The sequence below is a fragment of the Roseateles amylovorans genome, assembly GCF_025398155.2.
In the GTDB taxonomy this organism is placed as follows: Bacteria; Pseudomonadota; Gammaproteobacteria; order Burkholderiales; family Burkholderiaceae_C; genus Roseateles; species Roseateles amylovorans.
The window spans coordinates 2,755,642-2,782,092 of sequence record NZ_CP104562.2; the positions used below are offsets into that span (position 1 = coordinate 2,755,642).

Genomic DNA, 26,451 nt, shown 5'->3' on the forward strand with positions numbered 1-26,451 from the left:
CGAAAGCTGCATCAGTCGGGCGGCATATGACGCGAGCAAATCCAGTCGGTCGGGATGCGTGAAAGACGAGCCCCGCTTAGGGCGAGTGTCGGTGGGGGTGGAAGGATTGCGTTGAACGGTTGGCGCGTCCCGCGAAAGCGGGCAAGCGTTCGCAGCGAGGAGTGGGTAGTGTCAGCGAGTGGTGGGGGTTCTAGTAGCAGGGCTGGAGGAGTCTCGGAGCGGAGAGACGAGCGACGGGGGGATGACAGCGAGCAAGCTCGCCGGGAGGGAGGCGTTCTTTGGTTCCTTTCTGGGGCGCCAGAAAGGGACTCGGCTGCCGGGCCGAAACCCCGGCGGGCTCTCACGCGGTGAGAAAGCCCACCGAGGAAGCCATCAACAAAAAACCAGGCATCAACGCCGAGCCCCCAAAACCCGAGCCCCCAAAACCCGAGCCGCCACCACTTCCCCCTGGGTGAAGGCTTCTTCAAACACCGAGTACCCCGCCAGATCGGCGTGCGCGAACTGCAACCGCCCGTGGTCTCGTGTCCGCAGCGCTTCGAGCGGCACCGACCCTCGGAGGCCGGGATGCGGGATGCTCATCGCATGCCCATACCGCATGAGGTCGACCCGCTGAACCCGTTCCGGCAGATCCGCATGCAGGGGCGCGAGGTCTGCCAGCACCTGGGCGGCCCAGCCCCGCCAGTCCTGCGTCAACAGCGCCGACCGTTGATCCAAGCGGAGTGCGCGATAGGCGGTGAGCACCATCGGCCCTCGACTGGGATCGAGCGTCTGCTGATTGGCATTGACATAGCCGAGCGCCTCCCCGCCGAAGACGACGTTGTCCCAGGACAGCGGCGCCCCCACGCGCTCCAGGGGCGGCGCATCCAGCAGCAGATTGGCGACCAGCCAAGGCGCATACCGTATCAGCCGAGCGGCCTCAGTGAGCGCGGCGGGCGGTTGCTCGGGCAACCGAGCCGCGATGAACAGGGGCATGGCCATCACCACCTGCGGCGCTTCCCACCGTTCAGCCGCCTGGGTCTGCTCGTTCCAGGCCATGACCTGCACCGAGTGCCGCTCCTCGCGCACCCGGAGCACGGTGCGCCCTCCGTGGAAGGAATCCGCCAAGGGCGCGGCCAAGCGCTCCGAAAGCCATCCGTTGCCTTGCGGCCAGGTCAGCACCGATTCCCGCTCCTCCAGGCTCATGAACCCGTGGCGACTGCCGAAGTAGTGCAGTCCCGCCCAAGCGGACACCTGGGTCGCATCGGCGCCGTAGTCGTCGCGACAGCAGTAGTCGAGGTACCACCGCAGCGGCGGCGCGTTCAGTCCCTGGCTGTCCAGCCAGACCGAGAAGGTCTGTGCATCCAGCGCCTGGTGGGCCGCCGACCACCCGTGATGGGTGCTGGGCATCGCAAAGCCGACCTCATGCCGAGCCTGCTCCACCAACGCGGCAAACCGGCGGTACTGGTCCTGCGTCTGGGCCGATTCGGCCGGCGGCAGCAGTCCATCCACCCAGTGGTCTTTCCACCAGAGCCGCTCATGCGGGCTGTGGCAGAGCCACCGTTCGTCGTAGACCCAGCGCCCCAACTCATGCCGCGCCAGCCCCAGATCCTCCAGCAAGGCCCGTACTTCCGTCGCCTCGGGGCCGGGCGTCGGCAGATAGTGCGCCCCCAACGGACACCGCAGCCCTTGGGCCTGATCGGCGCCATTCGTGATCCGATGGCCTCGGCTGTTGCCGCCCGGACGATCCTCCAGATCCAGCAGCGCCACGTCCACGCCCTGAAGCCGCAGCCGCCTCGCGCAGGCCAGCCCGGCGATCCCGGCGCCCAGCACCAGCACCTGCGCACGGCGCGGCGTGCCGGTGACGGCGCTCCACGCCGGCGGCGCCGCCCGCAGCCGGTGACCTCGCGCAGCATCGGCCCCCACCCAGCCCCCCGGCAGCTCGGCCAGCCGGTCCGCCAGCCGCTGCGCCACCGGACGCGCTTCGCCCTCGCACGCGGACAGCAAGGGCAGCAGGCCCAGCGCCAAGCAATCCCGGCGGTTCATGCCCCGCATCGTCGACCTGGGCCCGCTCAATGCAACTTGCCCCATTCGCGTTCGAATTCATGGACCAGCGACTGGTTGGACAGCCGGTTCACCTCCAGCCCCTCGGGCCGGGCCATGTCGGGCGGGAAACTCATCAGGGCCGGAAAACCGTCCAGGCTGATGAAGCGCAGCCCGGCGGGGAGGGCGCGCGGCATCGCCCAGGGCCGGCGGCTGGCCATCACATAGCCCCACTCCCCAAAGCTCGGCACATGCGCGTGATACGGCGTGGCGGTCATGCCCACCGACTCGACCGTCTTCACCACCGTCCAGAAGCTGCGCGGCGCCACCAGTGGCGAGGTCGACTGGATGACCGCATAACCCGATGCGCTCAGGTGCTGGTCGATCAGCGCATAGAAGCTGGCGGTGTAGAGCTTGCCCAGCGCGAAATTGCTGGGGTCGGGGAAGTCGATGATGATGACGTCGTAGGGCTCGTCATGCTGCTCCAGCCAACCGAACGCGTCCGCATTGACGATCGTCAGCTTGGGGCTGAGCAGCGCCTCATGGTTGAGTTGACGCAGCAGTGGCATGGTCGAGAACAACCGTGTCATCTGCGGATCCAGCTCCACCAGCGTGATCTGCTGGACCGACGGATAGCGCAGGACCTCCCGCACGGCCATGCCGTCGCCGCCGCCCAGCACCAGCACCCGACGCGGTGCGCCCTGGGCCGCCATCGCCGGATGCACCAGGGCCTCGTGGTAGCGGTATTCGTCGCGCGAGTGGAATTGCAGGTTGCCGTTGAGGAACAGGCGCGTGCCGCCTTGACCTTGCGTCACCACGATGCGCTGGTAGTTGCTGCTCTCCTTGAACAGGATGTGCTCGCCGTAGAAGCGGTCCTCGGCCCAGGTGCTCAACCGGTCGGCCCCGGCCATGCCCAGCGCCAGGATCAGCACGCTGACCGCGCAGGCCACCGCATGCGAGCGCCAGCCGCGCAGCTCGGCCCTGAACAGCCACAGGGCCCAGATCGCCACCGCCACGTTCAGCAGCCCGAAGAACAGCCCGGTGCGCACCAGCCCCAGGTAGGGCACGAGCAACAGCGGGAAGGCCAGCGCCACCAGCAGGGCACCGAGATAGTCGAAGGTCAGCACCTGCGAGACCAGCTCCTTGAGCGCATAACGCTTCTTGAAGTGACGCTTGAGGATGCGCATCACCAGCGGGATCTCCAGTCCCACCAGGGCCCCGACCAGCAGCACCAGCCCATACAGCAGGATGCGGAAGGCCGCGAGTTGTCCCGGTGGCAGCACGCTGTGCACAGTGAACAGCGCGGCCGGCATCAGGCCGCCGATCACGCCGACCAGCAGTTCCAACCGGAGGAAATGGGCGACCAACTGCCGATCGATGTAGCGCGACAGCCAGGACCCCACCCCCATCGCAAACAAATAGGTGCCGATGATGGTGGAGAACTGCAGCACCGAGTCGCCCAGCAGGTAGCTGGCCAGCGCGCCGGCGGCGAGTTCATAGACCAACCCGCAGGCGGCAATGACGAACACGCTGGCCAACAGCAGGATCTCGGGCAGAGACGCCCGCGTGTTTGGTTCGCCATCGCCTGCAGCTTCCTCATAGGAAAGAGCGCTGACGTCGTCAATCAGGCTGGAGTCGCCCGCAGATGCATTCGAAGACATAACCCCCGAGCATATTGGAAAGTACCCCCCTACCGGCTGACGCCGGCCCCCCAGGGGGCGAGCGCAGTGAACTGGCAAAGCCAGTCCACGCGCTCCGCTTGGCTGGCGGGCTGACGCCCTTGATGTTCTGGCGTGATTCGACTTGGCGGAATGCAGTCCAGGAATGCGGGTACGGCGTGTGGGGGCGCAGCGAGGGTGCGGGTGCGAGTGCGGCTCCTGAAATTCCACGGAGGCGATTCGCGGCAGAGGGGCGCGCGAGGAATCGTGGGGGAGCTGGGTGGATGGCGTTGGCGGCAGCGGCCGCCCTCGGAGTGAATGCGGGGCGCCTGAAGCAGTGAACTGGCAAAGCCAGTCCACGCGCTCCGCTTGGCTGGCGGGCTGACGCCCTTGATGTTCTGGCGTGATTCGACTTGGCGGAATGCAGTCTAGGAATGCGGGTACGGAGTGCGGGGGCGCAGCGAGGGTGCGGGTGCGAGTGCGGCTCCTGAAGTTCCACGGAGGCGATTCGCGGCAGAGGGGGCGCGTGGAATCGTGGGGGAGCTGGGTGGATGGCGTTGGCGGCAGCGGCCGCCCTCGGAGTGAATGCGGAGCGCCTGAACGCAGAGGGCGGCCGCTGCCGCCAACGATGCTCGGTGAGGGCATGGCGCGGTCTCACTGAGGCAGCGACTTCAACCACGGCGGCGATGCCAACCACGCCAGCGACGCCAACAACGTCAGCGAAGTTGCCAGCCCCACCCAAGACGCAAACCCCACTGTGATCACCGAAGACATCGATGTCAACGATGTCCCCAGCCGCAGCACCCTCACATGCCGTTGCTGATCTTGCGCTGCAGCGCCTTGTATTGATCCAGGCGGGGGCCGCCGAGTTCAACGGCGCGTTGGATGGCTTGGGAGGCCTTGGCGCGATTGCCTTGTTCAAGCATGACCTGCGCCAGGTTGTTCCATGCATCTGGCAGCTCGGGATGGAGGTCCGTCAAGCGGGCGTAGTGTTTGGCTGCGCCGCCCTTGTCGCCCGCCGCATAGGCGGTGTTGCCGGCGCCCATGAGCAGGACCGGTTCGCCGGGCCAGCGGGTCAACGCCGTGGCATAGCCCCGACGGGCCGCCGGGGCGTTCAGTCGCTCCAGTGCGCTCAGCGCGGCACCGGTCTGGGCACCGTCCAGCGAGGCCGGGACCTGGTCCAGCGGCAGCGCCGTCATCGCCCAGTAATCACCGCGCGCCCAGGTGCGCTCGAACACCGGCAGCTCGACTTCCTGGCGGCGCGTCTTGCCGCTGTGCAGCAGCACCGTACGACGCTCCCGGTCATAACCCACCGCGACGGCGTAGTGCCACACCGGATAGAACTCGAGCGACAGGTTCTGGAACACCACCACCGGATGTCCCGCCGCCAGTTCCGACAGCAGGGCGTCCAGCCGCGGCGGCAGCGGATAAGCCGGCAGGCCCTGGCGGCGGACCGCCACCAGCATTTCAGTCTGGAGGGAACCCTTGCGTCCGGGCAGGAAGACCTGCGGCTTGAGCTGCTCCACGGTCACGCGCTTGCCCGTCGTCTGCAGCAGCATGGCGAGCGCGGCCGGGCCGCATTCGTAGTCGTCCTGGGCAATGAAGGGCGTGGTCGACGACAAGTCGACGCGGGCCGGCAGGTGCGCCGGCCAATGGGATTCCAGCGCGCTGAACTGAGGCGGCGTGCTTGCGCAGCCGCCCAGCAACAGGGCGCCGGCCACCGAGAGGGCGGCCAGGGTGAGTTTCATGATCAGAGGATCGCAGACCTTGAGACAAGGCATCGGCTGCGGCTCAGCCGCTGAACCGCAGCCGATCAGCCAACGCCGATCAGCCGATGCCGATCAGCGGATCGAACGGGTGAACGGGAACACCTTGGTGAAGCCCAGGATGTCGGTGATCAGCAGGATCACGAACACGGTGAAGATGATGCCCAGCACATCACCGCCCGCAGGGGCTTGGGCGATGCGGCCGTCCAGGGCGCGGATCTCGGCGTCGGACATTGCATCCACGCGCGCCTGCGCGGCGGCCGCGTCCACACCTTCTTGTTGCATGGCTTGGCGCACTTCGGCACGGGCGAAGAAGGCGTTCACGCGGGCACGGCTGTCCGCCACATCACCGGTAGACGCGGTGCTCTGCACCAGGGTGTCCGTCGGGACGATCTGGGCGCTGGCGTGCATCGGCACCGCCATCAGCGAGCAGGACACGATCAACGACGAAGCAATCAGGCGATGAAGACGGGTTTGGGTGCGGCGCATAGGAATGCCATGTGAGAGGAGGTGAAGGATGCTAGGGGTCCGGATGGCTTTGTTACAAGCGCGATTACTTCAGGTCACAACCATGCCGGTCATGACACAAGGTCCCCGGTGACCCGTGGCGGCGCAGCGACAGGGCAATCGTGATGCCTGGCAAGGGCGGAGTCCCGGCGCCGATGACCTCAGCGTGAGCAGCGGGGCGTGCTGGCGCTGCGCAGGATCCATCGGTCGGACTTGCGGGCCAGCACGGCCAGCGAGTCCAGCGTGCCGGTGGCGCAGACATCCGGGTCCACTTCGGCGAACTGCTCCAGCTCAATGGTGTTGGCATCGCGCCAGCGCATGAAGCGGAAGCTCACCGCCCGTTGCTCGGGGCTGAGCTGGAAGCGGTAGCGCTCAACCAGTCGGCCCGCCTCGCGCGCCCAGATCACCACGCCGTTGAATTCGACGCCGGGCGAGGCGTGGGTCACCACCAGGTGGCGACCATCCGGCGACGGATGCACATTGCCGTGCATCTCATAGCGCTGGCCATCGGCACGGGAAATCCAGAGCACTTCGCTGCCAAAGCCCAGCGTGGCGCGGACGATGAAGAACTCGCTGTCCTTGGTCATGCCGTCCAGGCGGAAGTCGATGTAGGGCGTCGCGCTGTCGCCCGGATCGGGACGCAGGCTGTCGAGCATGACCGGCCGGCCTTGCTGCACATAAAGCATCAGACGCAGGCCATCCCGCTTGGCCAGGGCGCCGACCTTGCGCAGCACCGTAGCTTCGGCGTCCGCTCGGAAGGCCTCGTCGGACAGGCCGGCAGCGGCCTCGGAGTCCAAGGTCGACGCCTCTTGCGCATCGGCAGCCGCTGAAGCGGCCTCGGCGGCCTTCTTGGCGGTCGGGCCGGGCTTTCCCCTCGGCGCGATCGCAATCGACGTGGCGAATGCCTCTGGCGGGATCACGGCCGGACCGATGAGGGCGCAAGCCAACAGCAGGGCCAGCGGCAGTTTCGGGAGCAGGGTGGGGCGAAGCAGGTGCGGACGGCTCATCGGGACAGGACAGCGAGAAGGATTCAGAACGGGATCGCGGAGCAGCGGGAGGCAGAAAGCGAACAGCGAACAGCGAACAGCGAACGGAGGACAGCAATCCTCGATCATCCGAACGGTAGGCGACCGGACGCTGAATGCTGCCGTTCAAAGCGCGGAGAGCCGTGCGAAATCGGCGGAACTGACGGAATTTGCAGCACGTCGGGTCGTTTCTCGGAACAACCGGCTGGTGGCGCTTTCAGATGTCGTACTGCCGGCCGGGTGCAGACTCGGTCGTGCAGGTCGTGCCGGTCGCACCGCTTGCGGCGCTGCTGCCATGCGCTCGACCTGGCAGAGCGCGGGCCCGAACGCGTGCCGACGTAGGGCGCGCGAGTCTAGGGGGGTGACGAACGCGCACCAAGCGCCGTTACGACGCGTCACAAACCGGTGCGTGGCTCAGGCGGCGGCTGGGCGGGATCACGGTGACGCGGCAGCCCGATGCGGGCGGATGGGTGGGTTGCCCCAGTGCCGAGGATCAGCCGTGGATCGCCGCTGCCACGATCTGGCCGATCGACAGGCACATCGCGGCCACCACCACCGCCAGCGCCATGTTCTTGTGCTCCACGATCTCTTCCCAGAGTTTGTAGGGCGTGAGCTTGTCGATGATGACGAAGCTGATCCAGAACACCAGCACACCGATGACGGCATACAGGATGGACCCCAGCACGATGCTGGGCTTGAGCCACTCGAAGCCTTCCATGTCGTTCTCCTGCGCGGTTCGCGCTGTTCTCGCTGTTGTCGTTCAAGATGCGGGGCGGGGTGCGGGGCACCAGGCCCCGCATTATTTGTGCCCGCCGCCGCCGCTGCTGTAGCCGCCGTAGGAGCCGCCGCTGGAGCCGCCGTAGCCGGTACCGCTGCCGCGACTGTCGCGTTTGCATTGCTGGTATTCGGCACTGGAGGCGCCGTAGGTGTCCTTGAACTTGGCGCAGTCGTCGCTGCTGCAGGCCCGCAGCAACGCAAACACCACCACGATCAGCAGCATGCCGATGACGATGTTGCGCAGCAGCTTGCCTTGGTCCATGCCCGACGAGATGTCGCGCTTGATCGCCGGCATGCGGTCTTCCGGCAGCGCGAAGGCACGCCGGAGTTCGGCCGCGTCGACATTGCGGCCGTAGCTCCAGGTGATCTCGTTGCCGGTCTGCTCGGCGCTGAGCAACTCCAGCCGGCTGCCGTTTCGCCATTCATAGTCGCGCACCAGGGCCCGTTCCTCCCGGCGCACGCGCCAGTAGAACTCGCCCAGCACATAGGTGACCTTGGCGGTGTAGTTCCAGCGGCGCTTGAAGGTCTTGCCCTGGTAGTCGACCGAATCGCGCTTGGCGCTGTCCGGCGCGCCGGTGATGGGGCGGACCAGGCTCCAGCCTTCCTCGGTGTCCACCAGGAAGGCAAAGCCCTCCATCTGGTTGAACAGCAGGTATTCACGCCAGAAGGTCTGCTCGTCCTCGCTGCTTTCCGGAATGTCGCAGCGCTCCAGGTAGCCGACCACCTGCCAAGGCTTGGTGGCGCCGCCGCTGAGGGCGATCTGGCCGGTGGTGCCCAGCGGAATCTGCGGCTCGCCGCCGTTGTTCTGCTGGTAGCTGGTCAGGTCGGCGCCCACCCCCTTGGAGATGTCCACCACCGAATGACACTGGCCGCAGACGATCGACTGCGTGTTCTCCAGCCGCGGTTCCAGTGCGGCGCCGCAGTGGGGGCAGGGCAACGCCTTGGATTTGAGCGTGGCACCGCTTTCGTTGCGCAGCCCGACCATGGACAGGTCGGCCAGACGCACCGATCGGCCCACCGACCAGGTCGGTGCGGCCGGGTCGCTGTAGTCCAGCGTACCGACCTCGCCCTGCGTGTTGCGCAGGTCGACCACCCAGAAGCTGTTGTCCAGATGAGGCGGGTGGGGCAGTTCGCCCTCGGCGGCGGCCACGGTGGCGTCGACCTTGGAGGCGACCTGCCACGACTGGCCGGCCAGCAGTTGGCGTCCGGCGACGTGGACCTGCCCGATCGATGGGGCACGTTCCTTCAGCGGGGCTTCGAAGCTCAGGACGAAGCTGCCGTTGTCCTCGGAAAGCCAGCCGCTTCGTCCGGTGCCCTCGCCGTTGTCGAACAGCACATGCCATTCATTCCAACTGCCGTCCGCATAGGCCATCTGAACCCGGCCGACGACGGTGAAGGCGGCACCCGCAAAACGGCCCGCCGCGCCCAATTGGAGCGGCGAGTAATCCTCGAAGAGTTCGGCGCTGGTGCCGATCTTGCGCAGCGCGTCGCCTTCACGCAGGAGCGTGGAGCGACAGTAGCTGCAGACCGTGCTGGCGGACGCGGCCGAGGCGAACTCGACCGGTGCCCCGCAGTTGGGGCACAGGGCCTGCCAGCGGCGCTGGGGCGACGGGGTAGCCAATCAGGTGTGCTCGGGGATCAGCTCAACTTCTTGAGCAGTTCAGCCTTCTTCGCGGCGAATTCCTCGTCGGTCAGGATGCCCTTGGCTTTCAGGTCGCCCAGCTTCTCCAACAGAAGCAGGACCTCGTCGGCGCTCTGGCTGACCGGTTGAGGCACCGCCGGCGCTGCGGCTGCACCTGCAGCCGTACCTGCAGCCGTACCTGCAGCCGCTGCCCCGGCAGCAGTGTTGGCGGGTGCGAGGCCCGCCTGCAGCTGTTGGGCGAGCGTCTGGCCCAAGGCCAGCCCGGCGCCCAAGCCCATGGCGTCGCCGGCCACGCCGCCGCCGCCCGAGCCCACGCCTTCGGCCAGCTTCGGGATGGCTTGTGCGGTCTGGTACTGCAGGAACTGGCCCATGTTCTGGCCGATCATGCCCATGCCGATCTTCTGGTCCAGGATCTTCTGCAGTTCCTCGGGCAGCGAGACGTTCTGCAGGGTGACCATCTCCAGCTTCAGGCCCAGCGCATCGAACGCGGGTGAGGTGGCTTCCTGCAGGGCCTTGGCGAACTCGACCTGATTGGCCGCGAGATCCAGGAACGGGATGCCGGACTGCGCCACTGCATCGCTGATGTGCTGCAGCATCAAGCCGCGCAGTTGGCCGTCCAGTTCGGTGACGGTGTAGCGCTCGCGGGTGCCGGAAATTTCGGTGTGGAACTTCTTCGGGTCCACCACGCGGTAGCTGTAGTTGCCGAAGGCGCGCACGCGCACCGCGCCGAAGTCCTTGTCGCGGATGGTCACCGGCTGGGTGGTGCCCCAGCGCTGGTCAACCTGTTGCCGGGTGCTGAAGAAGTAGACGTCGCTCTTGAACGGGGATTCGAACAGCTTGTCCCAGTTCTTCAGGTAGGTCAGGACCGGCAGCGTCTGGGTGGTCAGCTTGTACATGCCGGGGCCGAAGACATCGGCCACCTTGCCTTCATTGATGAAGACCGCCATCTGCGATTCGCGCACGGTCAGCGAAGCGCCGTACTGGATTTCGAAGTCCTGCATCGGGAAGCGGTAGGCCAGGACGCCGTTGTCATCCTCCGTCCACTGGATGATGTCTATGAACTGTTTCTTGATGAAGTCCATCAGGCCCATGGCGCTGCTCCGAAAAGGAATGCGATCCAACGCGATCGCGAACGCGAGTATCCCTCAGCGCAGCGCTGCCGGTCGCTCCCCCTGAGGGGGGCTCTCCGGTCGGGGTTCGCACGGCGGGATGCCGGGCGGGCGGAGGTGCCACAGGTCATGGCCGCGTCCGGTGGCGGGCTCCGCCGCCGCATCTTTACGACTTCTTGATACCCCGACCCGCCGCTTCTACGAGGCCTTGAGGCGGCGCTTTCTAGAGTTCAGGCATCCCAAAACGTCCCCGTTGTCCGATACGGGGCCTCTGAATCATGGATGCACTGTTTCTCGGCCTGAGCCTGCTGCTGTTCCTCGTGGCGGTCGGGCTGGCCCTCGCCAGCCACCGTCTGGAGGGTCAGCCATGAGCGGCCTGTACTGGGTGACCGGCCTGGTCAGCGCCGGCCTGTTTGTCTATCTCGTCGTGGCGCTGTGGCGCGCCGAGAAGTTCTGAACCCGCGTCGCTGAAAGCACCACATGAACAGCTTCGCTACCCTCAATCTGATTCTTTTCCTCGCCCTGACGCTGCTGCTGGCCTGGCCACTGTCGCGCTGGGTCACCGCGCTGGCCCAAGGGCGACTGCCCCGTTGGGCCGCCGCGCTGGAGCGTCCATTCTTCCGCGTCGCCGGCGTCAAGCCGGAGCAGGGCATGCACTGGAAGCAGTACGCGCTGGCGCTGCTGCTCTTCAACCTACTCGGTGTGCTGGCGGTGTATGCGCTGCAGCGCCTGCAGGATGTGCTGCCGCTGAATCCGCAAGCCATGGCGGCGGTGTCGCCGGATTCTGCCTTCAACACCGCCATCAGCTTCGTGGCCAACACCAACTGGCAGGGCTATGGCGGCGAGGCCACCATGAGCTACCTCACCCAGATGCTGGCGCTGACGGTGCAGAACTTCCTGTCCGCGGCCACCGGCATTTCGGTGGTGTTCGCGCTGATCCGTGGCTTTGCCAACAAGCTCAGCGGTCAGGTGGGCAACTTCTGGGCGGACATCGGTCGCATCACGGTGTGGCTGCTGCTGCCGCTGGCCTTCGTGCTGGCGATGGTGTTCGTCCAGCAGGGCGTGATCCAGAACTTCGACGGCTACCGCACCGTCCAGACCCTGGAGGCGACCGACTACCAGACGCCCCAGTCGGGTCCCGACGGCCAGCCGCTCAAGGATGCCCAGGGCCAGCCCCTGATGCAGAACCAGCGCGCCGACACCCAGACCCTGGCCATGGGCCCGGTGGCGTCGCAGGAGGCCATCAAGATGCTGGGGACCAACGGCGGCGGCTTCTTCAATGCCAATTCCGCGCATCCCTATGAGAACCCGACGCCGCTGACCAACCTGCTGCAGATGCTGGCCATCTTCGTGATCCCGGCGGCGCTGTGCCTGAGCTTCGGCCAAATGGTGGGCGATCGACGCCAGGGGGCGGCCATCCTCGCCGCGATGACCGTGCTGTTCGTCGCCGGCGTGCTGGTCGCCACGCCGGCGGAGCAAGCCGGCAATCCGCTGGTGGCGGCGCAGGGCGTGGACATCCAGGCGGGTGACCAACAGGCCGGCGGCAACATGGAAGGCAAGGAGACCCGCTTTGGCATCAGCGCCAGTTCGCTGTTCGCGGTGGTGACCACGGCGGCCTCGTGCGGCGCGGTCAATGCCATGCACGACTCCTTCACCCCGATCGGCGGCGCCGTGCCCATGGTCATGATGATGCTGGGCGAGGTGGTGTTCGGCGGTGTCGGCACCGGTCTGTACGGCATGCTGATCTTCGCGATCCTGGCGGTGTTTATCGCCGGTCTGATGATCGGCCGCACGCCGGAGTACCTGGGCAAGAAGATCGAGCCCTTCGAGATGAAGATGAGCGCGGTCGCCATCCTGGTGACGCCGATCGTGGTGCTGGCTGGCACGGCCATCGCGGTGATGGCGGAGCCCGGCCGGGCCGGCATTGCCAACCCCGGCGTGCACGGCTTCAGCGAGATCCTCTATGCGCTGACCTCCGCGGCCAACAACAACGGCAGCGCCTTTGCGGGCCTCTCGGCCAACACGCCGTTCTACAACACCTTGCTGGGCATCGCGATGTGGCTGGGCCGCTTCCTGATGATCGTGCCGGTGCTGGCCATCGCCGGCAGTCTGGCGGCCAAGAAGCGGATTCCCGTGGGCGAGGGCACGTTGCCCACCCATGGACCGCTGTTCATCGCACTGCTCATCGGCACGGTGTTGCTGGTCGGCCTGCTGAACTATGTGCCCGCCCTGGCGCTGGGCCCCATCGTCGAGCACCTGATGCTCTGGAAGCTCTGATCCCCGGAGCCTGATATGACCACCGAACTCAAGCCTATTTCCAATCCGGCGCCGGCCGACCGCCGCACCGAGGTCCGTGGCGGCGTGGCCGCTGGCGGTCCTGCGCCGCAGGATGCCCTCGGATCGACGTCACCGACGTCGCTGTCGAGCACGGCGTCCTCGCATCCGTCGCCGCATCCGCAGCGGCATCGCAGCGGCCTGTGGGATCCCGCGCTGGTCAAGCCCGCGCTGGTCCAGTCCTTCGCCAAGCTCGCACCGGCGGTGCAGCTGCGCAATCCGGTGATGTTTGTCGTCTACGCGGGCAGCATCCTGACCACTGGCCTGTGGATGGCGAGCTTCGCCAAGCCCGAGCTGGCCGGCACCGAAGGGCCGGGCTTCATGCTGGCCATCGCGCTGTGGCTGTGGTTCACCGTGCTGTTTGCCAATTTCGCCGAGGCCCTGGCCGAGGGCCGCTCCAAGGCCCAGGCCGCGTCGCTGCGCGGTCTCAAGGCCAAGACCTGGGCCAAGAAGCTGGAGCAGCCGCGCCATGGCTCGTCCTGGCATCCGGTGAATTCGGAGGAGCTTCGCAAGGGCCATGTCGTGCTGGTGGAAGCCGGTGACCTGGTGCCGCTGGACGGCGAGGTCATCGAAGGCGTGGCCTCGGTCGACGAGAGCGCCATCACCGGCGAATCCGCACCCGTGATCCGTGAATCCGGCGGCGACTTCTCGGCCGTGACCGGTGGCACACGCGTGCTGTCGGACTGGGTGGTGGTGCGCATCGCGGTGAATCCGGGGGAAGCTTTCCTGGACCGGATGATCGCCATGGTGGAAGGCGCCAAGCGCCAGAAGACGCCCAACGAAATCGCGCTGACCATCCTGCTGGTGGCGCTCACCCTGGTGTTCCTGGTGGTGACGGTGACGCTGCTGCCGTACTCGCTGTTCAGCGTGGACGCGGCCGGCGCCGGCACGGTGGTGTCGATCACCGCCCTGGTGTCGCTGCTGGTCTGCCTGATTCCGACCACGATCGGCGGCCTGCTGTCGGCCATCGGCGTGGCGGGGATGAGCCGCTTGATGCAGGCCAACGTGATCGCCACCTCGGGCCGTGCGGTGGAGGCGGCGGGCGATGTGGACGTGCTGATGCTGGACAAGACCGGCACCATCACGCTGGGCAATCGTCAGGCGAGTGCTTTCCTGCCGGCGCCGGGCCTGGGCGAGCAAGCCCTGGCCGATGCGGCGCAGATGGCCTCGCTGGCCGATGAGACGCCGGAAGGACGCAGCATCGTCGTGCTGGCCAAGCAGCGCTTCAATCTGCGCGAACGGGAGCTGGTGAGCCTGCAGGCGCACTTTGTGCCGTTCACCGCGCAGACCCGCATGAGCGGCGTGAACTTCGGCCCCGTCGACGCCCCCGATCGGCAGTTGCGCAAGGGTGCGGTCGATGCGATTCGTCGCTTCGTGGAATCGCACGGCGGCCAGATGCCGGCGCAGGTGACGGCGGCAGCGGAAGAGGTCGCCCGCCGCGGCAGCACGCCGCTGGTGGTGGCGGATCTGTCGGAAGGCCGCGCCCGTGTGCTGGGCGTGGTCGAGCTCAAGGACATCGTCAAGGGCGGCATCAAGGAGCGCTTCGCGCAGTTGCGCCGCATGGGCATCAAGACGGTGATGATCACCGGCGATAACCGCCTGACCGCCGCCGCCATCGCCGCCGAGGCCGGTGTGGACGATTTCCTGGCCGAGGCGACGCCCGAGGCCAAGCTGCAACTGATCCGGGACTACCAGTCCGAGGGTCGGCTGGTCGCGATGACCGGTGACGGCACCAACGATGCACCGGCGCTGGCGCAGGCCGATGTGGCGGTGGCCATGGCCAGCGGCACGCAGGCGGCCAAGGAGGCCGGCAACATGGTCGACCTGGATTCCAATCCGACCAAGCTGCTGGAGATCGTCGAGACCGGCAAGCAGCTGCTGATGACGCGCGGCTCGCTGACCACCTTCTCGATTGCCAACGACGTGGCCAAGTACTTCGCCATCATTCCGGCAATGTTCCTGGGCGTGTATCCGCAGCTGGGCGCGCTGAACGTGATGGGGCTGCACAGCCCGTCCTCGGCCATCCTGTCGGCGGTGATCTTCAACGCGCTGATCATCGTCGCGCTGATTCCGCTGGCCCTGAAGGGCGTGGCCTATCGCCCGATCGGCGCGGCGGCCCTGTTGCGCCGCAACCTCTGGATCTACGGCCTGGGCGGGCTGATCGTGCCGTTCATCGGCATCAAGGCCATCGACCTGCTGCTCACTGCAACGCATCTGGTCTGACGCGCCCCGTCACTGCCCCACAAAGGATTTGCCATGACAACGATGTTCTCGAATACGTCTTCCAAGACCGCTGCCTCAGCCTCTGCCATGAACGCTGGCGCCTCGATGCCCGCCACCGGGCCGGTACCTGGCTCGGCGTCTGACGGTGCCGGCCGCACGCTGCTGCAGATGATGCGTCCGGCGCTGGTCGGCTTCCTGCTGCTGAGCGCAATCACCGGCTTGCTGTACCCGGCGGCGGTGACTGGGTTGGCCAAGGCGGTCTTTCCGCACCAGGCCGCCGGCAGCCTGATCGAGCGTGACGGCCGGTTGGTCGGCTCCGAGCTGATCGGCCAGAACTTCAGCTCGCCGCGCTATTTCTGGGGCCGTCCGTCGGCGACGGGCCCGATGGCCAACAACGCCGCCAACTCAAGCGGCTCAAACCAGGGCCCGACCAACCCCGCGCTGGTGGAGGCGGTGAAGGCCCGCATCGAGGCGCTCAAGGCCGTCGATCCGGAGAACCGGCTGCCAGTGCCGGTGGACCTGGTCAGTGCGTCGGCCAGTGGGCTGGACCCGCACATCAGCATGGCCGCCGCACGCTACCAGGCGGCTCGGGTCGCGCGTGAGCGCGGTCTGTCCATCGACACCGTGCAGCGGTTGATCCAGGCCCACACCGAAGCCCGCGATCTGGCGGTGCTGGGTGAGCCGCGCGTCAACGTGCTGCGGCTCAATCTCGCGCTGGACCGCGAGCCGGGGCAGAAGGTGGTCACACCTGCGCCGGCAGCGGCAGCCTCGGCCGCCTGATCGCGGCACGCCGCAGGCGATGCCGCCGGCGGCGTGTGGCCGTCGATGTACGGCGGTCGACATATGGCGGTCGACGACCTCCGATTTCCTCGGCGCCGCCACCGATCGGTGGCCTTCGATGGCGTGGTCCGGGTGACTGCCCGTCGAGGACCGATCACGGCCTCTGACGCGAAAACAGCGGCCGGGCGGCGCCGGGCTTTTCATCCGGTCGTCCCATTCCGTCTTTCCTCTTTCCTCATTGGCAGGTTTCGTCCTGCATCCGACCCGCCTCGGGTCCCCTGTGGCCCTGTGCGGGTCACACCTTCCTTCCATCGACTGATCATGAAAACCCGTCTTCTGACCCTGTTCCTGATGAGCGCCTGCCTGCTGCAGGCCACGGCGCGCGCGGACGAAAGCGCCCCGATGGGCAGCGCCGCCGCCGCGCCGAACGAGACACCCGCGCTGAGCCTGACCGGCAATCTCGGCTTTGTCTCCGACTACCGCTTCCGGGGCATCAGCCAAACCTGGAAGCGCCCCGCCGTGCAGGCGGGCTTGGACCTCGTGCATCGAAGCGGTTTCTATTTGGGCGCCTGGGGATCCAACGTCTCGGGCAACAGCTACAACAACGGTGCCGGCATGGAGCTGGACCTCTATGGCGGCTTCAAGACCCCGATCGCGGACGGCGTGACCCTGGATCTGGGCGCGCTGGCCTATGTCTACCCGGGGGCGCGTCTGAACCGCGCGCCAGGGCAACCTTCCGATGACAAGTACGACAACCTGGACCTGTATGCCGCCGTCAGCGCGGGCGCGTTCTCGGCCAAGCTGTCGGTGGCTGCCACCGACTATTTCGGCCTTAACAGCACCACGTCCGGTTATGCGTACTTCAGCGCCTTGCCCGCCAAGGGCGCGTCCAAAGGCACGGCCTACCTGGACCTGAACTACGGCGTCGACCTGGGGCAGGGCGTCAGCGCCGGGCTGCATGTGGGGCACCTGTGGGTGCGTCGTTATGGCGACCTGTCCTATACCGACTGGAAGCTGGGCCTGAGCAAGGCGTTCGACCACCTGGGCGGCCTGACCGTGAGCGCCGCGCTGGTCGGCACCGATGCGGACAATGCGTTCTACCAGGCCGGCGATGCCGGCGGCCTGCGCGCCAAGCGACTGGGCGACACCGGCCTGGTGCTGGGCATCGCCCGGACCTTCTGAAGCTGACGCGACAATGTTCCGATGACCGTCTCCGACGACCGCCCCGATCCCGATGCGCTGCTGGCTCAGCTCCGCCAGCAGGAGCAGGCCCAGTCGCGCGGCCGGTTGCGCATCTACTTCGGCGCGTCGGCGGGCGTCGGCAAGACCTACGCCATGCTGCAGGCCGCGCGCCAGGCGACGGCCCAGGGGCGGTCGCCGCTGGTGGGCGTGGTGGAAACCCACGGCCGCAGCGACACCGCCGCCTTGCTGGAGGGCTTGCCGCGATTGCCGATGCGCCAGTTGGCCTACCGTGGCCATACCCTGCCGGAGTTCGACCTCGACGGCGCCCTGGCGCGGCTCAAGGGCCAGCCCGATGCGCTGATCCTGGTGGATGAGCTGGCGCATTCGAATGTCGCCGGGTCTCGTCATCCGAAGCGCTGGCAGGACGTCGAGGAACTGCTGGCCAACGGCATCTGCGTCTACACCTCGCTGAACGTCCAGCATCTGGAGAGCCTGAACGACGTGGTCGGCGGCATCACCGGCGTGCGGGTCCAGGAAACGCTGCCCGACACCTTCTTCGACCGGGCCGATGAGGTGGTGCTGGTCGACACGCCCGCCGATGAACTGCTGAGCCGCCTCAAGGCTGGCAAGGTCTACCAGGGCACGCAGGCCGAGCGGGCCGGGCAGCATTTCTTCCGCAAGGGCAACCTGATGGCGCTGCGCGAACTGGCGCTGCGCCGCACGGCGGATCGGGTGGAGGACGATGTCCAGGCCTGGCGCAGCAATGAGCGTATTGCCCAGGTCTGGAAGACCGAGGCCGCCATCCTGTGCGCGATCGGTCCCGGCGACGAGGCCGAGAGCGTGGTCCGCAGCGCGGCGCAGCTGGCGCAGCAGCTCGCGGTGAGCTGGCATGCGGTCTATGTCGAGACGCCGGCCTTGCATCGGCTGTCCGATGCCCGGCGCGAGGGCATCCTGCAGGTGGTGCGTCTGGCGCAGGATCTGGGGGCGACCTCGGCGGTGCTGTCCGGCCAGCACCCGGCCAAGGCCTTGGCGGATTACGCCCGCGAACACAACCTCTCCAAACTGCTGGTGGGCCGTGGCGCGCCGCAGCCGCGCCGATGGCGACGCCGCACCCTGGCGGCACAGCTGGCGCAGGCGGGGCCAGAGCTGGACCTGATCCAGGTGGGTGCCTCCGCCACCCAGCGGGTGAAGCGCGAGGAGCGTTCGCCGACCTTCGGATCGTCGCCGCGGCGCTATCTCTGGGCGGCGCTGTCGTGCATGAGTGTGGCGCTGGTGTGCTGGCCGCTGTCGCATCGGATCGCCAACGACAACATCGTCATGCTGTTCCTGCTGGGCGTGGTCGCGATCGCGATGCGCTGGGGCCGAGGGCCGGCGGTGCTGGCCAGCTTCCTCAGCGTGGCGCTGTTCGATTTCTTCTTCGTCGCGCCCCAGCTGAGCCTGGCAGTGAGCGATGTGCAATACGTCATCACCTTCGGCGTGATGCTGGCGGTGGGGCTGATCACCGGGCAGTTGACTGCCGGCCTGCGCTATGAGGCCCGCGTCTCGGCGGATCGCGAGGCCCGCGCCCGCGGGCTGTTCGAGCTGACCCGGGAACTGGCCGGCGCCTTGCAGACCGAGCAGGTGCTGGCGATTGCCGAGCAACAGTTGGCCCAGCAGTTCGGGGGACGCGCCTTGTTGTATGTGCTGGATGAGCAGGAGCAACTGCAGCCGTCTCCCGCGCAGCACCCCATGCCGCCTGGCGAGCAGCCGGATGCCGGCACCGCGCGCTGGGCCCTGGACCATGAACAGGCGGCCGGCCTGGGCACCGACACCCTGCCGGGCAGCCACTGGTTCTACCTGCCGCTGCGGGCGCCGATGCGCAGCCGCGGCGTGCTGGCGCTGCGCCCCGGCCAGGCGGGCGCGCTGATGCTGCCGGAACGACGCGCCCAGTTGGACACAGCGGCGCGCATCGTCGGGCAAGCCCTGGAGCGGGTGCATTACGTGGAGGTGGCGCAGGGCGCCTTGCTGCAGATCGAGTCGGAGCGGCTGCGCAACTCGCTGCTGTCGGCGCTCTCTCATGACCTGCGCACGCCGCTGTCGGCCCTGCAGGGACTGGCCGAAACCCTGGCGCAGCGTCCGGGGCTGGAGGCGGGCGTCGCGGACGCGGCCCAGGCGATCCAGCAGCAGTCGCTGCGCATCAATGCGATGGTGCACAACCTGCTCGACATGGCGCGGCTGCAGAGTGGCGCCTTGAAGTTGAATCGCCAATGGCAGCCGATCGATGAAGTGGTCGGCAGCAGCCTGCAGCTGATGGGCACCGCGCTGGCGCGCCATCGGGTGCGGCTGGACGTGCCGGCCGCCTTGCCGTTGGTGGAACTCGATGCCACGCTGGTCGAGCGGGTGCTGGCGAACCTGCTGGAGAACGCGGCCAAATACACCCCGGCGGGCAGCGAGATCCGCATCGGCGCGCGGGTCCATGGCGCCGAACTCTGGCTCGCCGTGGAGGACAACGGTCCCGGTCTGCCGGTGGGGCGCGAGGAGGCGCTGTTCGAGAAATTCACCCGCGGCCACAGCGAATCGCCGTTGCCGGGCGTGGGCCTGGGTCTGGCGATCTGCCGTGCCATCATGCAGGCCCACGGCGGCCGGATCTGGGCGGAGCGAGCGACGCCGCAGGGGGGCGCCCGCTTCTGTCTGGCCTTGCCGCTGGGCGAGCCGCCGGAGGTGCCGTCGTTCGACGAGGACGAAAGCACCGGCGCATCGCCCGCCGCAGGTCGCCTGTGAGATTCCGTTCCTCATTTCCGAACCCAGTCACGATCCATGAACCGACGCGAAACGATCCGGGAGTTCCAGCCTTGAGCGAGCCGCAACCGACCGCGCTGATCGTCGAGGACGAGCCCAACATCCGCCGCTTCGTGCGCCAGGCCCTGGAGGAGGAGGGCTGGGTGGTGCATGAAACCGGCACCTTGCGCCAAGGTCTGATCGATGCGGGCACCCGTCGACCGGACCTGGTCATCCTGGACCTGGGCTTGCCCGACGGCGACGGTCAGGACTTTCTGCAGGACCTGCGTGCCTGGTCGGCGGTGCCGGTGATCGTGCTCTCGGCCCGGAGCGCCGAGGACGACAAGATCGCCGCCCTGGACCAGGGTGCCGATGATTACCTCAGCAAGCCGTTCGGCGTGGGCGAACTGATGGCGCGGGTGCGGGTGGCGCTGCGGCGCAGCCAGTCGCGTGCCAGCGAGCAGCAGGATCCGGTGTTCCGCTTCGGCGATGTCGAGGTGGACCTGGCGGCGCGGCGGGTGCGGCGAGGCGGGGAGGATGTCCATCTCACGCCCATCGAATACCGGCTGCTCAGCCACCTCATCGGCAATGCCGGCAAGGTGCTGACCCATCGCCAGTTGCTCAAGGCGGTCTGGGGCCCGGCGCATGTGGAGCAGAACCACTACCTGCGCGTCTACATGGGCAACCTGCGGCAGAAGCTGGAGGCGGAGCCGGCCAGTCCGAAGTTCCTGCTGACGGAGACGGCGGTGGGGTATCGGTTGATGGCCTGATGACCTGATGCCTTGATCGCCCGCTCGCCCGCTCGCCTCACGGCCTGTTCGCCTGATCGCCTGCGCCCGCCATCCGGGGGGCGGCCTTGACGGCTCAAGACCTGTACCCCGCAGGTCGTGGCGGGGGATTGAATCCGGCGCAGGCGGGCCGCGGCTTGTCGGCCGTCGATCGACCTCGTCACGCCGCGCGCAGGCGCCCAAAGACCGGCGGAAGCGCCAGTTGCCCGATCCAATGCTGGTACAGGCAGCCGGCGGCCGCGCGCACGCGCGCGAGCCGTTCCGGCAGCGCGGAGAGAATCTCCGACTCGCTCTGCACGGTCAGGCTGCGGCCGGTGCGCAGGGCTTGCCGACCTTCGGCGCACCACTGGCGAAGCCCGTGCTCGGTGATTTCAAGGTGGCTCTGCAGCCCCAGGTGCGGCCCCAGGGCGAAGCCCTTGTTCAGGCAATGCTGGCCGAACAGGGTGCGCGTGGCGCCGATGGGAATCTGGAAGCTGTCGTAGTGCCAGTTGAAGCTCAGCAGGTGGTCCTGCCCACCGAACAGCGAGCGGGCGGTGGGGGTGATCCAGAGTTCGCGCCAGCCGATGTCCGGCCGTGGATTGCGGTGGACCGCGGCACCCATGGCGCGAGCCAGTTGCTGCGCGCCAAAACAGTGGCCCAGCACGGGTCGGCTGAGCCGCAACGCGTCTTGCATCAGCGCCTGTTCGGCGCCGATCCAGCTCAACCGGTCGTGCACGCTGTGGTCGCTGCCCAGCACCACCAGACCGCTGAAGGCCGACATCTGTCGCGGCAGCGGTTCGCCCTGGTCGGGGCGCAGGAGATGCACGGGCACATCTTTGGACTGTAGGCACTGCAGCAGGTAGCCGGGCCCCTGGGCCGCTTCATGCTGGAGGATCAACACCGGTCTCATGGCGGGGCGCGGAGGCGACGGAGGGCTCCGCGCGGTGGTTGGGAAGGCCTCAGCGTAGCCGTGCAGGCCTCAGGCCGACGTCAAGAAGGCCGGCGGCGGCATCAAGACGGCATCAAGCTGACACCGACGATCGATGCCCCCGCGACGGGGCAGCCGATGCCCCACGGGTGCGCGCCAGGCGAGTGTGCAGCGCGCACCCGTGGCCGTTTCCTGGCTGGGGCGTGTCGCTGCGAGCTGCGGCGCGCTCGCCATGCCGCGCATCGCCACCTTGGACGCTCGCACCGGAGACATCGACGTGTGCCTGCTGCCGGCCTTGGACACGCCGGCGGACATGCCCGAACAGGCCCTGGCACCGCGCATCCACACCGACACCGAGATCCGACCGTGCATCGCCCAGTACCTGTGGCGCTTGAAACTGCTGTGTACCCGGCCACCCGGCCCGCCCCCGATCGGCTGAGCCACAATCCGGCGTCCAAGCTTGCAGCCGGCGCATGTGCCGGATCGATCATGTCTCCAGCCTTGTTGGCCAGCTCCGCCGTGCCGCGTGTGCGCATCCAGACCGACGATTTCGACCTCAGTGCCGAGACGCTGTCCCTGAGAGCCGACGACGGCGGGGTGGGCGCGGTGGTGAGTTTCGTCGGCACCGTCCGCGACGGCGCCGATGGCAGCCCGGTCAGCCTGATGGAGCTGGAGCATTACCCCGGCATGACCGAAGCCGCGATCGAGGCCATGGTCGACCAGGCCTTTGAGCGCTTCGACATCCTCGGCGCTCGGGTGATTCATCGGGTCGGACCATTGGGCCCGCGCGCCCAGATCGTGCTGGTGCTGGTCAGCGCGCGGCACCGGGGTCAGGCCTTTCAGGCCTGCGAGTTCCTGATGGATTATTTGAAGACCCAGGCGCCGTTCTGGAAGAAAGAGCACGGGCCTTCCGGGGCGCACTGGGTGGACGCCCGGGTGACGGATGACGAGGCTTTGGCGCGCTGGGGCATTCAGGCGGAGGGCAACGGCACATGAACTGGCTTCAGGTGGCGGCTGTGTCCGTCGGGGCTTCGGGCGGGGCGTTGACCCGCTGGGGGGCGGGGCTGTGGTTGAACTCGAAGTGGGCCGGGTTTCCGCTCGGCACACTGGCGGTGAATCTGGTCGGCGGCTTCTTGATCGGGATGGCACTGGAATGGTTCGGGCGCCATCCGGACGATCTGCTGAAGCTGCTCCTGGTCACCGGCTTCCTGGGGGGGCTGACCACCTTTTCATCGTTCTCCGGCGAGTCGCTCTCGCTGCTGCAGCGTGGCGAATTCCTGATGGCCGTGTCCCATTCGGCGGCGCATGTGTTGGGGTCGCTGATCGCTGCGGCACTGGGCATGCGGCTGATACAGGCGCTGCTGCCGGCCTGAGGTCGTTGAGGCGGACGGTCGCGTCGGGCCCCAATTCGATCGCGTGTCGGAACCTGCCTTCGCGACGGCAGCACCCATCGGGTCCTCGTTCAATCGGAGAACTCGATGTCCATCGCTTCGACAGGCTCGGTCGATACCGGCGCACCGTCCGGTCCATGCCACTCGTCCCCTTCGTCCCACTCGTCCCATCCTTCACACTGGCCCGCATCCTCCACCCGAATCGACCCACCCACCCCGTCGCCCGATGGAGGCTGTGCCGAGCGGTTCGATGCCCCCCTGGCAGCCATGCATCGCTGCACGGCCGCCACCGCCGAGGCGCGGACGGCAGCGACGCTGTCGCGCCGCGCCGTCGGCAAGGGGGCTGCGGCCTTGCTGGGGGCGCTGTTCGCCGGCGTCAGCCACGCGCAGTATGTGGGTCCCACCGGATTGAGCTTGCGCACCGTCAAGCAACTGACCGAGCACGGGCGGGATGACGAGCCGGCCCGGCTGCGCGGCCGGATCTTGTCCCACGACGGCGGGGATCACTACACCTTCGCCGACGACACAGGACGCGTGATGGTGGAAATCGACGCCCATCTGTTCCCACCGGGCACGCCCATCGACGACAAGCGGCTGGTCGAGATCACCGGCGAGTTGGATCGTGGGTTCAGGAGCGTCAAGTTCGATGTGAAGTCGATGGAGTTGGTGAAAGCCTCCCGATCGGCCGCCCTTCCAGAAACATCCACCGCCTCGCACCCGGCGGCGGCGCGGGCCAAGCGCTAAGCGCTCAGGGACGCGGGCTGAGGGCGAACGGCGTAGGGCGTAGGGCGGATCAGCGATCGACCTTTCGACGCAGACCGGACCGCGTGCAGGCCGTGCGCCATGTTCGCGGCAGCGGCGGCCGCGGTGGCAGCGGTGGCATCAGCCGCAGCGGCGGCATCAACTGCTGCTGTGGCCTCAACTGCTGCAGCGGCTTCAGTGGCCTCAGCGGCGCCGCAGCAGTTCCTGCAGCCGCTGCGTCAGCGTGCCCAGGGCGAAGGGCTTGGCCAACATGTCCATGCCTTCGCCCACGAAATCGCCTCGCACGGCGGCTTCCTTGGCATAACCGGTGATCAGCAGCACCGGCAGGGTGGGACGCGCATCCCGCACCAGATCGGCCAGCCGGCGTCCGGACAGGTCCGGCAGCCCGACATCGGTGATCAGCAGATCAAAGGATTCGTCATCCAGACGCTCCATCGCCTCGTGGGCATCGCCGACGGCGGTCACCACATAGCCCTGCTCGGTCAGCGACTCCTCCAGCAGTCGACGAAGGTCGGTGTTGTCGTCCACCACCAGAATGCGTTCGCCGGCGCCGGCCACCACTTCGGGCGGGGACGCGATCTCCTGCGGTGAGTGCGGCGTGAGGGCCCGCGGCAGGAAGAGCTTGACCGTCGTGCCTTCCCCGACGATCGAGAAGATCGACACATGGCCGCCCGACTGCTTCACATAGCCATAGATCATCGACAGACCCAGGCCGGTGCCCTTGCCGATGTTCTTGGTGGTGAAGAAAGGATCGAAAGCCCGGTCGATGACCTCCTTGGGCATGCCCAGGCCGTTGTCCGAGACGCTGATGACCACATAGTCGCCTTCGGCCAGCTCGGACTGCCCCAGCAGGTCGTCAGCGACCTGCAGGTTGCGGGTCTCGATGGTGAGCTGCCCGCCATGCGGCATCGCATCGCGCGCATTGATGGCCAGGTTGAGCAGCGCGTTTTCCAGTTGATTGGCATCGGTCTGGACCGGCCAGGCCGCCTCGTCCAGCCGCAGTTCGACGGCGATCTGCTCGCCGAGGGTGCGGGAGAAAATGTCCTCCAGACTGCGCGCCAGTTGATTGGCGTCGACCGGTCGCAGGTCCAGCGACTGCTTGCGCGAGAACGCCAGCAAGCGATGGGTGAGGGCGGCCGCCGATTGCACCGACCGGTCGGCGGTGTCCACGAACCGTGGCACGTCGCTGACGTCGCCCGATTTCACCTTGCGCCGCACCAGCTCCAGGCAGGTGCCGATGGTGGAGAGCAGGTTGTTGAAGTCGTGCGCCACACCGCCGGTGAGCTGGCCGACGGCCTCCATCTTCTGAGACTGGCGCAGCTGTTCCTCGGCGCGTCGCTGGTCGGTGCGATCCCGGGCGATCAGCAGCACCAGGCCGCCGAAACCCGCGTGGCGTTCGACCACCGCCATCACCGTCTCCACCGAAATGTCGCTGCGACCCGGATAGACCCGCCGCGCGGTGTAGGTGTGGTTGTGGCCGGTGCGCAGGCATTCGCGGACGCCCCGTTCCAGGTCCTGGACCGCATCCGGCGGCAGGACGGACCGGGGTGACGCGCCGAACACCTCGGCGCGCGGCCGTCCGATCAGGTGCTCGACGCTCGGATTGATGTCCTCGATCGCCAGTTCGCCGCTGGCGTCCGCCCGCAGCAGCATCACGTACTCGGGCGTGGTCAGGAAGTAGGCGCGGGCGCGGGCCTCGCTCTCGCGCTGGATCCGGGTGCGCTCGCGCAGTTCGGTGTCGCGCAAATGCTCGTCGGTGATGTCCCGGGCGACACAGTAAAGCACCGAGTCCTCGGGCACCGCCGTCCAGGAGAGCCGCCGATAGTCGCCGTCACGGGTGCGCAGGCGGTTTTCGAAGGTTCGTGTGCGCTCCCCGCCGGCCAGTTTGCCCACTTCGGCCCGGGTGCGGTCGCGGTCGTCCGGATGTTCCAGCCATTCGGAGGTGCGACCGAGCAGCTCCGCTTCCGACCAGCCCAGTGCGGCCGTCCAGGCCGGATTGACGCTCAGCCAGACGCCGGCGCGGTCCGCCACCAGCAGCATGTCGCGGCTGACCTCCCAGATCCGGTTGCGCTCACGGGTGCGCGAGGTGACTTCCGCCTCCAGCCGATCATTGATTTCGCGCAAGCGCGATTCCGCCAGATCCCGGCGCTGTTCCGAGACGACATGCTGGGTGGTTTCGGTGGTGTGGCACAGCACGCCGCAGATGCGGCCATCGTCCTCTGCCAGCGGCGAGAACGAGAACGTCCACCAGGTGTCTTCGGGCTCGCCGCGTCGCGCCATGCGGATCGGCAGGTCGTGATGGCGCGTCGCTTCGCCGGCAAGGGCCTGATCGATGAGCGGGCGCACCGCGTCGATCGCATCCGGCCACAGCGCGGCCAGCGTGGTGCCGATGGCCCGGTCCACCCGAGGCCCCAGCACCGGCCGGTAGGCGTCGTTGGAGAAGAAATGCAGCGCATCGCCCCAGAGTAGATAGATCGACTCCGGCGACGACAGCAGGTAATTCACCATGTGCCGCAGCAGTCCCGGCCAGCGCTCCGGCGGGCCCAGCGGATGGCCGGACCAGTCGTGGGCCCTCATTTCTTGGGCCGTCAGGCTGTGGCCTTGGAGGCACGGAGCGGGGGAATCGGTCATCGGGTCGGTGGGTGGCGCCGCCACGGGCGCGGATCTTGGCTGCGGATGCTACGGCATGGCGCAGTGGGCAAGTCGTCCTCCCGTCCGCTTGTCCCGCCGAAGGGGCGCGGACGGAGACCGCACCAGCCCTCGGCGGCGACCCGTTGCGCCAGCGTGCGCCGGGTGCATGAAGCCTGGCCGGGCGCGTCGGACC

General features: G+C 67.7%; 21 protein-coding genes. 11 read left to right on the forward strand and 10 right to left on the reverse strand.

All coding sequences use genetic code 11. The features are described from left to right. Window positions 1–390: 390 nt before the first annotated feature. The 8 genes from N4261_RS11670 to N4261_RS11705 all read right to left on the reverse strand — a co-directional run bounded on the left by N4261_RS11670 (window position 391) and on the right by N4261_RS11705 (window position 10,485). Window positions 391–2,022, reverse strand: coding sequence for a flavin monoamine oxidase family protein (locus N4261_RS11670; protein WP_261760301.1), 1,632 nt, complete (start codon window positions 2,020–2,022; stop codon window positions 391–393). Between the two features lie 26 nt (window positions 2,023–2,048). Continuing rightward, window positions 2,049–3,680: a polyamine aminopropyltransferase gene (locus N4261_RS11675; RefSeq protein WP_261760302.1), complete on the reverse strand. Its 1,632-nt coding sequence runs from the start codon at window positions 3,678–3,680 to the stop codon at window positions 2,049–2,051. A gap of 803 nt (window positions 3,681–4,483) precedes the next feature. After that, window positions 4,484–5,425: a PA2778 family cysteine peptidase gene (locus N4261_RS11680; protein WP_261760303.1), complete on the reverse strand. Its 942-nt coding sequence runs from the start codon at window positions 5,423–5,425 to the stop codon at window positions 4,484–4,486. 93 nt (window positions 5,426–5,518) lie between these two features. After that, window positions 5,519–5,932 carry a PA2779 family protein gene (locus tag N4261_RS11685; protein ID WP_261760304.1) on the reverse strand — a complete coding sequence of 138 codons (414 nt, stop codon included), beginning with the start codon at window positions 5,930–5,932 and terminating at the stop codon, window positions 5,519–5,521. 179 nt (window positions 5,933–6,111) lie between these two features. Then, window positions 6,112–6,957 (reverse strand): hypothetical protein, encoded by an 846-nt coding sequence (locus tag N4261_RS11690; protein WP_261760305.1) that lies wholly within the window; start codon window positions 6,955–6,957, stop codon window positions 6,112–6,114. 511 nt (window positions 6,958–7,468) lie between these two features. Then, the gene (locus N4261_RS11695) at window positions 7,469–7,693 is read right to left on the reverse strand and encodes a DUF350 domain-containing protein (protein ID WP_261760306.1); all 225 of its coding nucleotides are present in this window, start codon (window positions 7,691–7,693) and stop codon (window positions 7,469–7,471) included. An 81-nt stretch (window positions 7,694–7,774) separates the two neighbouring features. Continuing rightward, window positions 7,775–9,373, reverse strand: a complete 1,599-nt coding sequence (locus N4261_RS11700) for a DUF4178 domain-containing protein (RefSeq protein WP_261760307.1) — start codon at window positions 9,371–9,373, stop codon at window positions 7,775–7,777. A gap of 17 nt (window positions 9,374–9,390) precedes the next feature. Then, complete coding sequence (locus N4261_RS11705; RefSeq protein WP_261760308.1) at window positions 9,391–10,485, reverse strand: SPFH domain-containing protein; 1,095 nt, start codon at window positions 10,483–10,485, stop codon at window positions 9,391–9,393. Window positions 10,486–10,870: 385 nt separating this feature from the next. Between N4261_RS11705 and kdpF the strand changes: the two genes are divergently transcribed. The 7 genes from kdpF to kdpE all read left to right on the forward strand — a co-directional run bounded on the left by kdpF (window position 10,871) and on the right by kdpE (window position 20,549). Beyond that, complete coding sequence (kdpF, locus tag N4261_RS11710; protein ID WP_261760309.1) at window positions 10,871–10,960, forward strand: K(+)-transporting ATPase subunit F; 90 nt, start codon at window positions 10,871–10,873, stop codon at window positions 10,958–10,960. 23 nt (window positions 10,961–10,983) lie between these two features. Beyond that, complete coding sequence (gene kdpA / locus N4261_RS11715) at window positions 10,984–12,780, forward strand: potassium-transporting ATPase subunit KdpA (RefSeq protein ID WP_261760310.1); 1,797 nt, start codon at window positions 10,984–10,986, stop codon at window positions 12,778–12,780. 15 nt (window positions 12,781–12,795) lie between these two features. Further along, window positions 12,796–15,060, forward strand: coding sequence for a potassium-transporting ATPase subunit KdpB (gene kdpB / locus N4261_RS11720; RefSeq protein WP_261760311.1), 2,265 nt, complete (start codon window positions 12,796–12,798; stop codon window positions 15,058–15,060). Window positions 15,061–15,228: 168 nt separating this feature from the next. Beyond that, entirely contained in the window at window positions 15,229–15,840 is a 612-nt protein-coding gene (gene kdpC, locus N4261_RS11725; RefSeq protein WP_261760692.1) for a potassium-transporting ATPase subunit KdpC, read from the forward strand. 321 nt (window positions 15,841–16,161) lie between these two features. Continuing rightward, window positions 16,162–17,022 (forward strand): TorF family putative porin, encoded by an 861-nt coding sequence (locus tag N4261_RS11730; RefSeq protein ID WP_261760312.1) that lies wholly within the window; start codon window positions 16,162–16,164, stop codon window positions 17,020–17,022. A gap of 21 nt (window positions 17,023–17,043) precedes the next feature. Further along, complete coding sequence (locus N4261_RS11735) at window positions 17,044–19,782, forward strand: DUF4118 domain-containing protein (RefSeq protein WP_261760313.1); 2,739 nt, start codon at window positions 17,044–17,046, stop codon at window positions 19,780–19,782. 71 nt (window positions 19,783–19,853) lie between these two features. Further along, a complete protein-coding gene (gene kdpE / locus N4261_RS11740; protein ID WP_261760314.1) occupies window positions 19,854–20,549 on the forward strand; it encodes a two-component system response regulator KdpE in 696 nt (231 codons plus the stop codon). A 178-nt stretch (window positions 20,550–20,727) separates the two neighbouring features. Here kdpE and N4261_RS11745 read toward each other — a convergent pair whose 3' ends face one another. Next, window positions 20,728–21,456: a type 1 glutamine amidotransferase gene (locus tag N4261_RS11745; protein ID WP_261760315.1), complete on the reverse strand. Its 729-nt coding sequence runs from the start codon at window positions 21,454–21,456 to the stop codon at window positions 20,728–20,730. Between the two features lie 199 nt (window positions 21,457–21,655). Here N4261_RS11745 and N4261_RS11750 point away from each other — a divergent pair, with 199 nt between their 5' ends. The 4 genes from N4261_RS11750 (at window position 21,656) to N4261_RS11765 (ending at window position 23,609) form a co-directional block, all read left to right on the forward strand. Further along, entirely contained in the window at window positions 21,656–21,913 is a 258-nt protein-coding gene (locus tag N4261_RS11750; RefSeq protein ID WP_261760316.1) for a lysophospholipid acyltransferase family protein, read from the forward strand. Window positions 21,914–21,963: 50 nt separating this feature from the next. Next, window positions 21,964–22,470 (forward strand): molybdenum cofactor biosynthesis protein MoaE, encoded by a 507-nt coding sequence (locus N4261_RS11755; protein WP_261760317.1) that lies wholly within the window; start codon window positions 21,964–21,966, stop codon window positions 22,468–22,470. Next, complete coding sequence (crcB, locus tag N4261_RS11760) at window positions 22,467–22,847, forward strand: fluoride efflux transporter CrcB (RefSeq protein ID WP_261760318.1); 381 nt, start codon at window positions 22,467–22,469, stop codon at window positions 22,845–22,847. The genes N4261_RS11755 and crcB overlap by 4 nt, the downstream gene beginning before the upstream one ends. A gap of 285 nt (window positions 22,848–23,132) precedes the next feature. Further along, window positions 23,133–23,609 carry a YgiW/YdeI family stress tolerance OB fold protein gene (locus tag N4261_RS11765; RefSeq protein ID WP_261760319.1) on the forward strand — a complete coding sequence of 159 codons (477 nt, stop codon included), beginning with the start codon at window positions 23,133–23,135 and terminating at the stop codon, window positions 23,607–23,609. A 201-nt stretch (window positions 23,610–23,810) separates the two neighbouring features. Here N4261_RS11765 and N4261_RS11770 read toward each other — a convergent pair whose 3' ends face one another. Then, window positions 23,811–26,204 carry a PAS domain-containing protein gene (locus tag N4261_RS11770; protein ID WP_261760320.1) on the reverse strand — a complete coding sequence of 798 codons (2,394 nt, stop codon included), beginning with the start codon at window positions 26,202–26,204 and terminating at the stop codon, window positions 23,811–23,813. Window positions 26,205–26,451: the final 247 nt, after the last annotated feature.

Coding starts and splice junctions, on each gene's coding strand:
- N4261_RS11755 (WP_261760317.1), top strand. CDS start 21,964: ATGTCTCCAGCCTTGTTGGCCAGCTCCGCCGTGCCGCGTGTGCGCATC.
- kdpC (WP_261760692.1), top strand. CDS start 15,229: ATGATGCGTCCGGCGCTGGTCGGCTTCCTGCTGCTGAGCGCAATCACC.
- kdpB (WP_261760311.1), top strand. CDS start 12,796: ATGACCACCGAACTCAAGCCTATTTCCAATCCGGCGCCGGCCGACCGC.
- N4261_RS11690 (WP_261760305.1), bottom strand. CDS start 6,957: ATGAGCCGTCCGCACCTGCTTCGCCCCACCCTGCTCCCGAAACTGCCG.
- N4261_RS11765 (WP_261760319.1), top strand. CDS start 23,133: ATGCATCGCTGCACGGCCGCCACCGCCGAGGCGCGGACGGCAGCGACG.
- N4261_RS11685 (WP_261760304.1), bottom strand. CDS start 5,932: ATGCGCCGCACCCAAACCCGTCTTCATCGCCTGATTGCTTCGTCGTTG.
- N4261_RS11735 (WP_261760313.1), top strand. CDS start 17,044: ATGACCGTCTCCGACGACCGCCCCGATCCCGATGCGCTGCTGGCTCAG.
- N4261_RS11770 (WP_261760320.1), bottom strand. CDS start 26,204: ATGAGGGCCCACGACTGGTCCGGCCATCCGCTGGGCCCGCCGGAGCGC.
- N4261_RS11705 (WP_261760308.1), bottom strand. CDS start 10,485: ATGGGCCTGATGGACTTCATCAAGAAACAGTTCATAGACATCATCCAG.
- N4261_RS11695 (WP_261760306.1), bottom strand. CDS start 7,693: ATGGAAGGCTTCGAGTGGCTCAAGCCCAGCATCGTGCTGGGGTCCATC.
- crcB (WP_261760318.1), top strand. CDS start 22,467: ATGAACTGGCTTCAGGTGGCGGCTGTGTCCGTCGGGGCTTCGGGCGGG.
- kdpF (WP_261760309.1), top strand. CDS start 10,871: ATGAGCGGCCTGTACTGGGTGACCGGCCTGGTCAGCGCCGGCCTGTTT.
- N4261_RS11670 (WP_261760301.1), bottom strand. CDS start 2,022: ATGAACCGCCGGGATTGCTTGGCGCTGGGCCTGCTGCCCTTGCTGTCC.
- N4261_RS11745 (WP_261760315.1), bottom strand. CDS start 21,456: ATGAGACCGGTGTTGATCCTCCAGCATGAAGCGGCCCAGGGGCCCGGC.
- N4261_RS11675 (WP_261760302.1), bottom strand. CDS start 3,680: ATGTCTTCGAATGCATCTGCGGGCGACTCCAGCCTGATTGACGACGTC.
- N4261_RS11680 (WP_261760303.1), bottom strand. CDS start 5,425: ATGAAACTCACCCTGGCCGCCCTCTCGGTGGCCGGCGCCCTGTTGCTG.
- N4261_RS11730 (WP_261760312.1), top strand. CDS start 16,162: ATGAAAACCCGTCTTCTGACCCTGTTCCTGATGAGCGCCTGCCTGCTG.
- kdpA (WP_261760310.1), top strand. CDS start 10,984: ATGAACAGCTTCGCTACCCTCAATCTGATTCTTTTCCTCGCCCTGACG.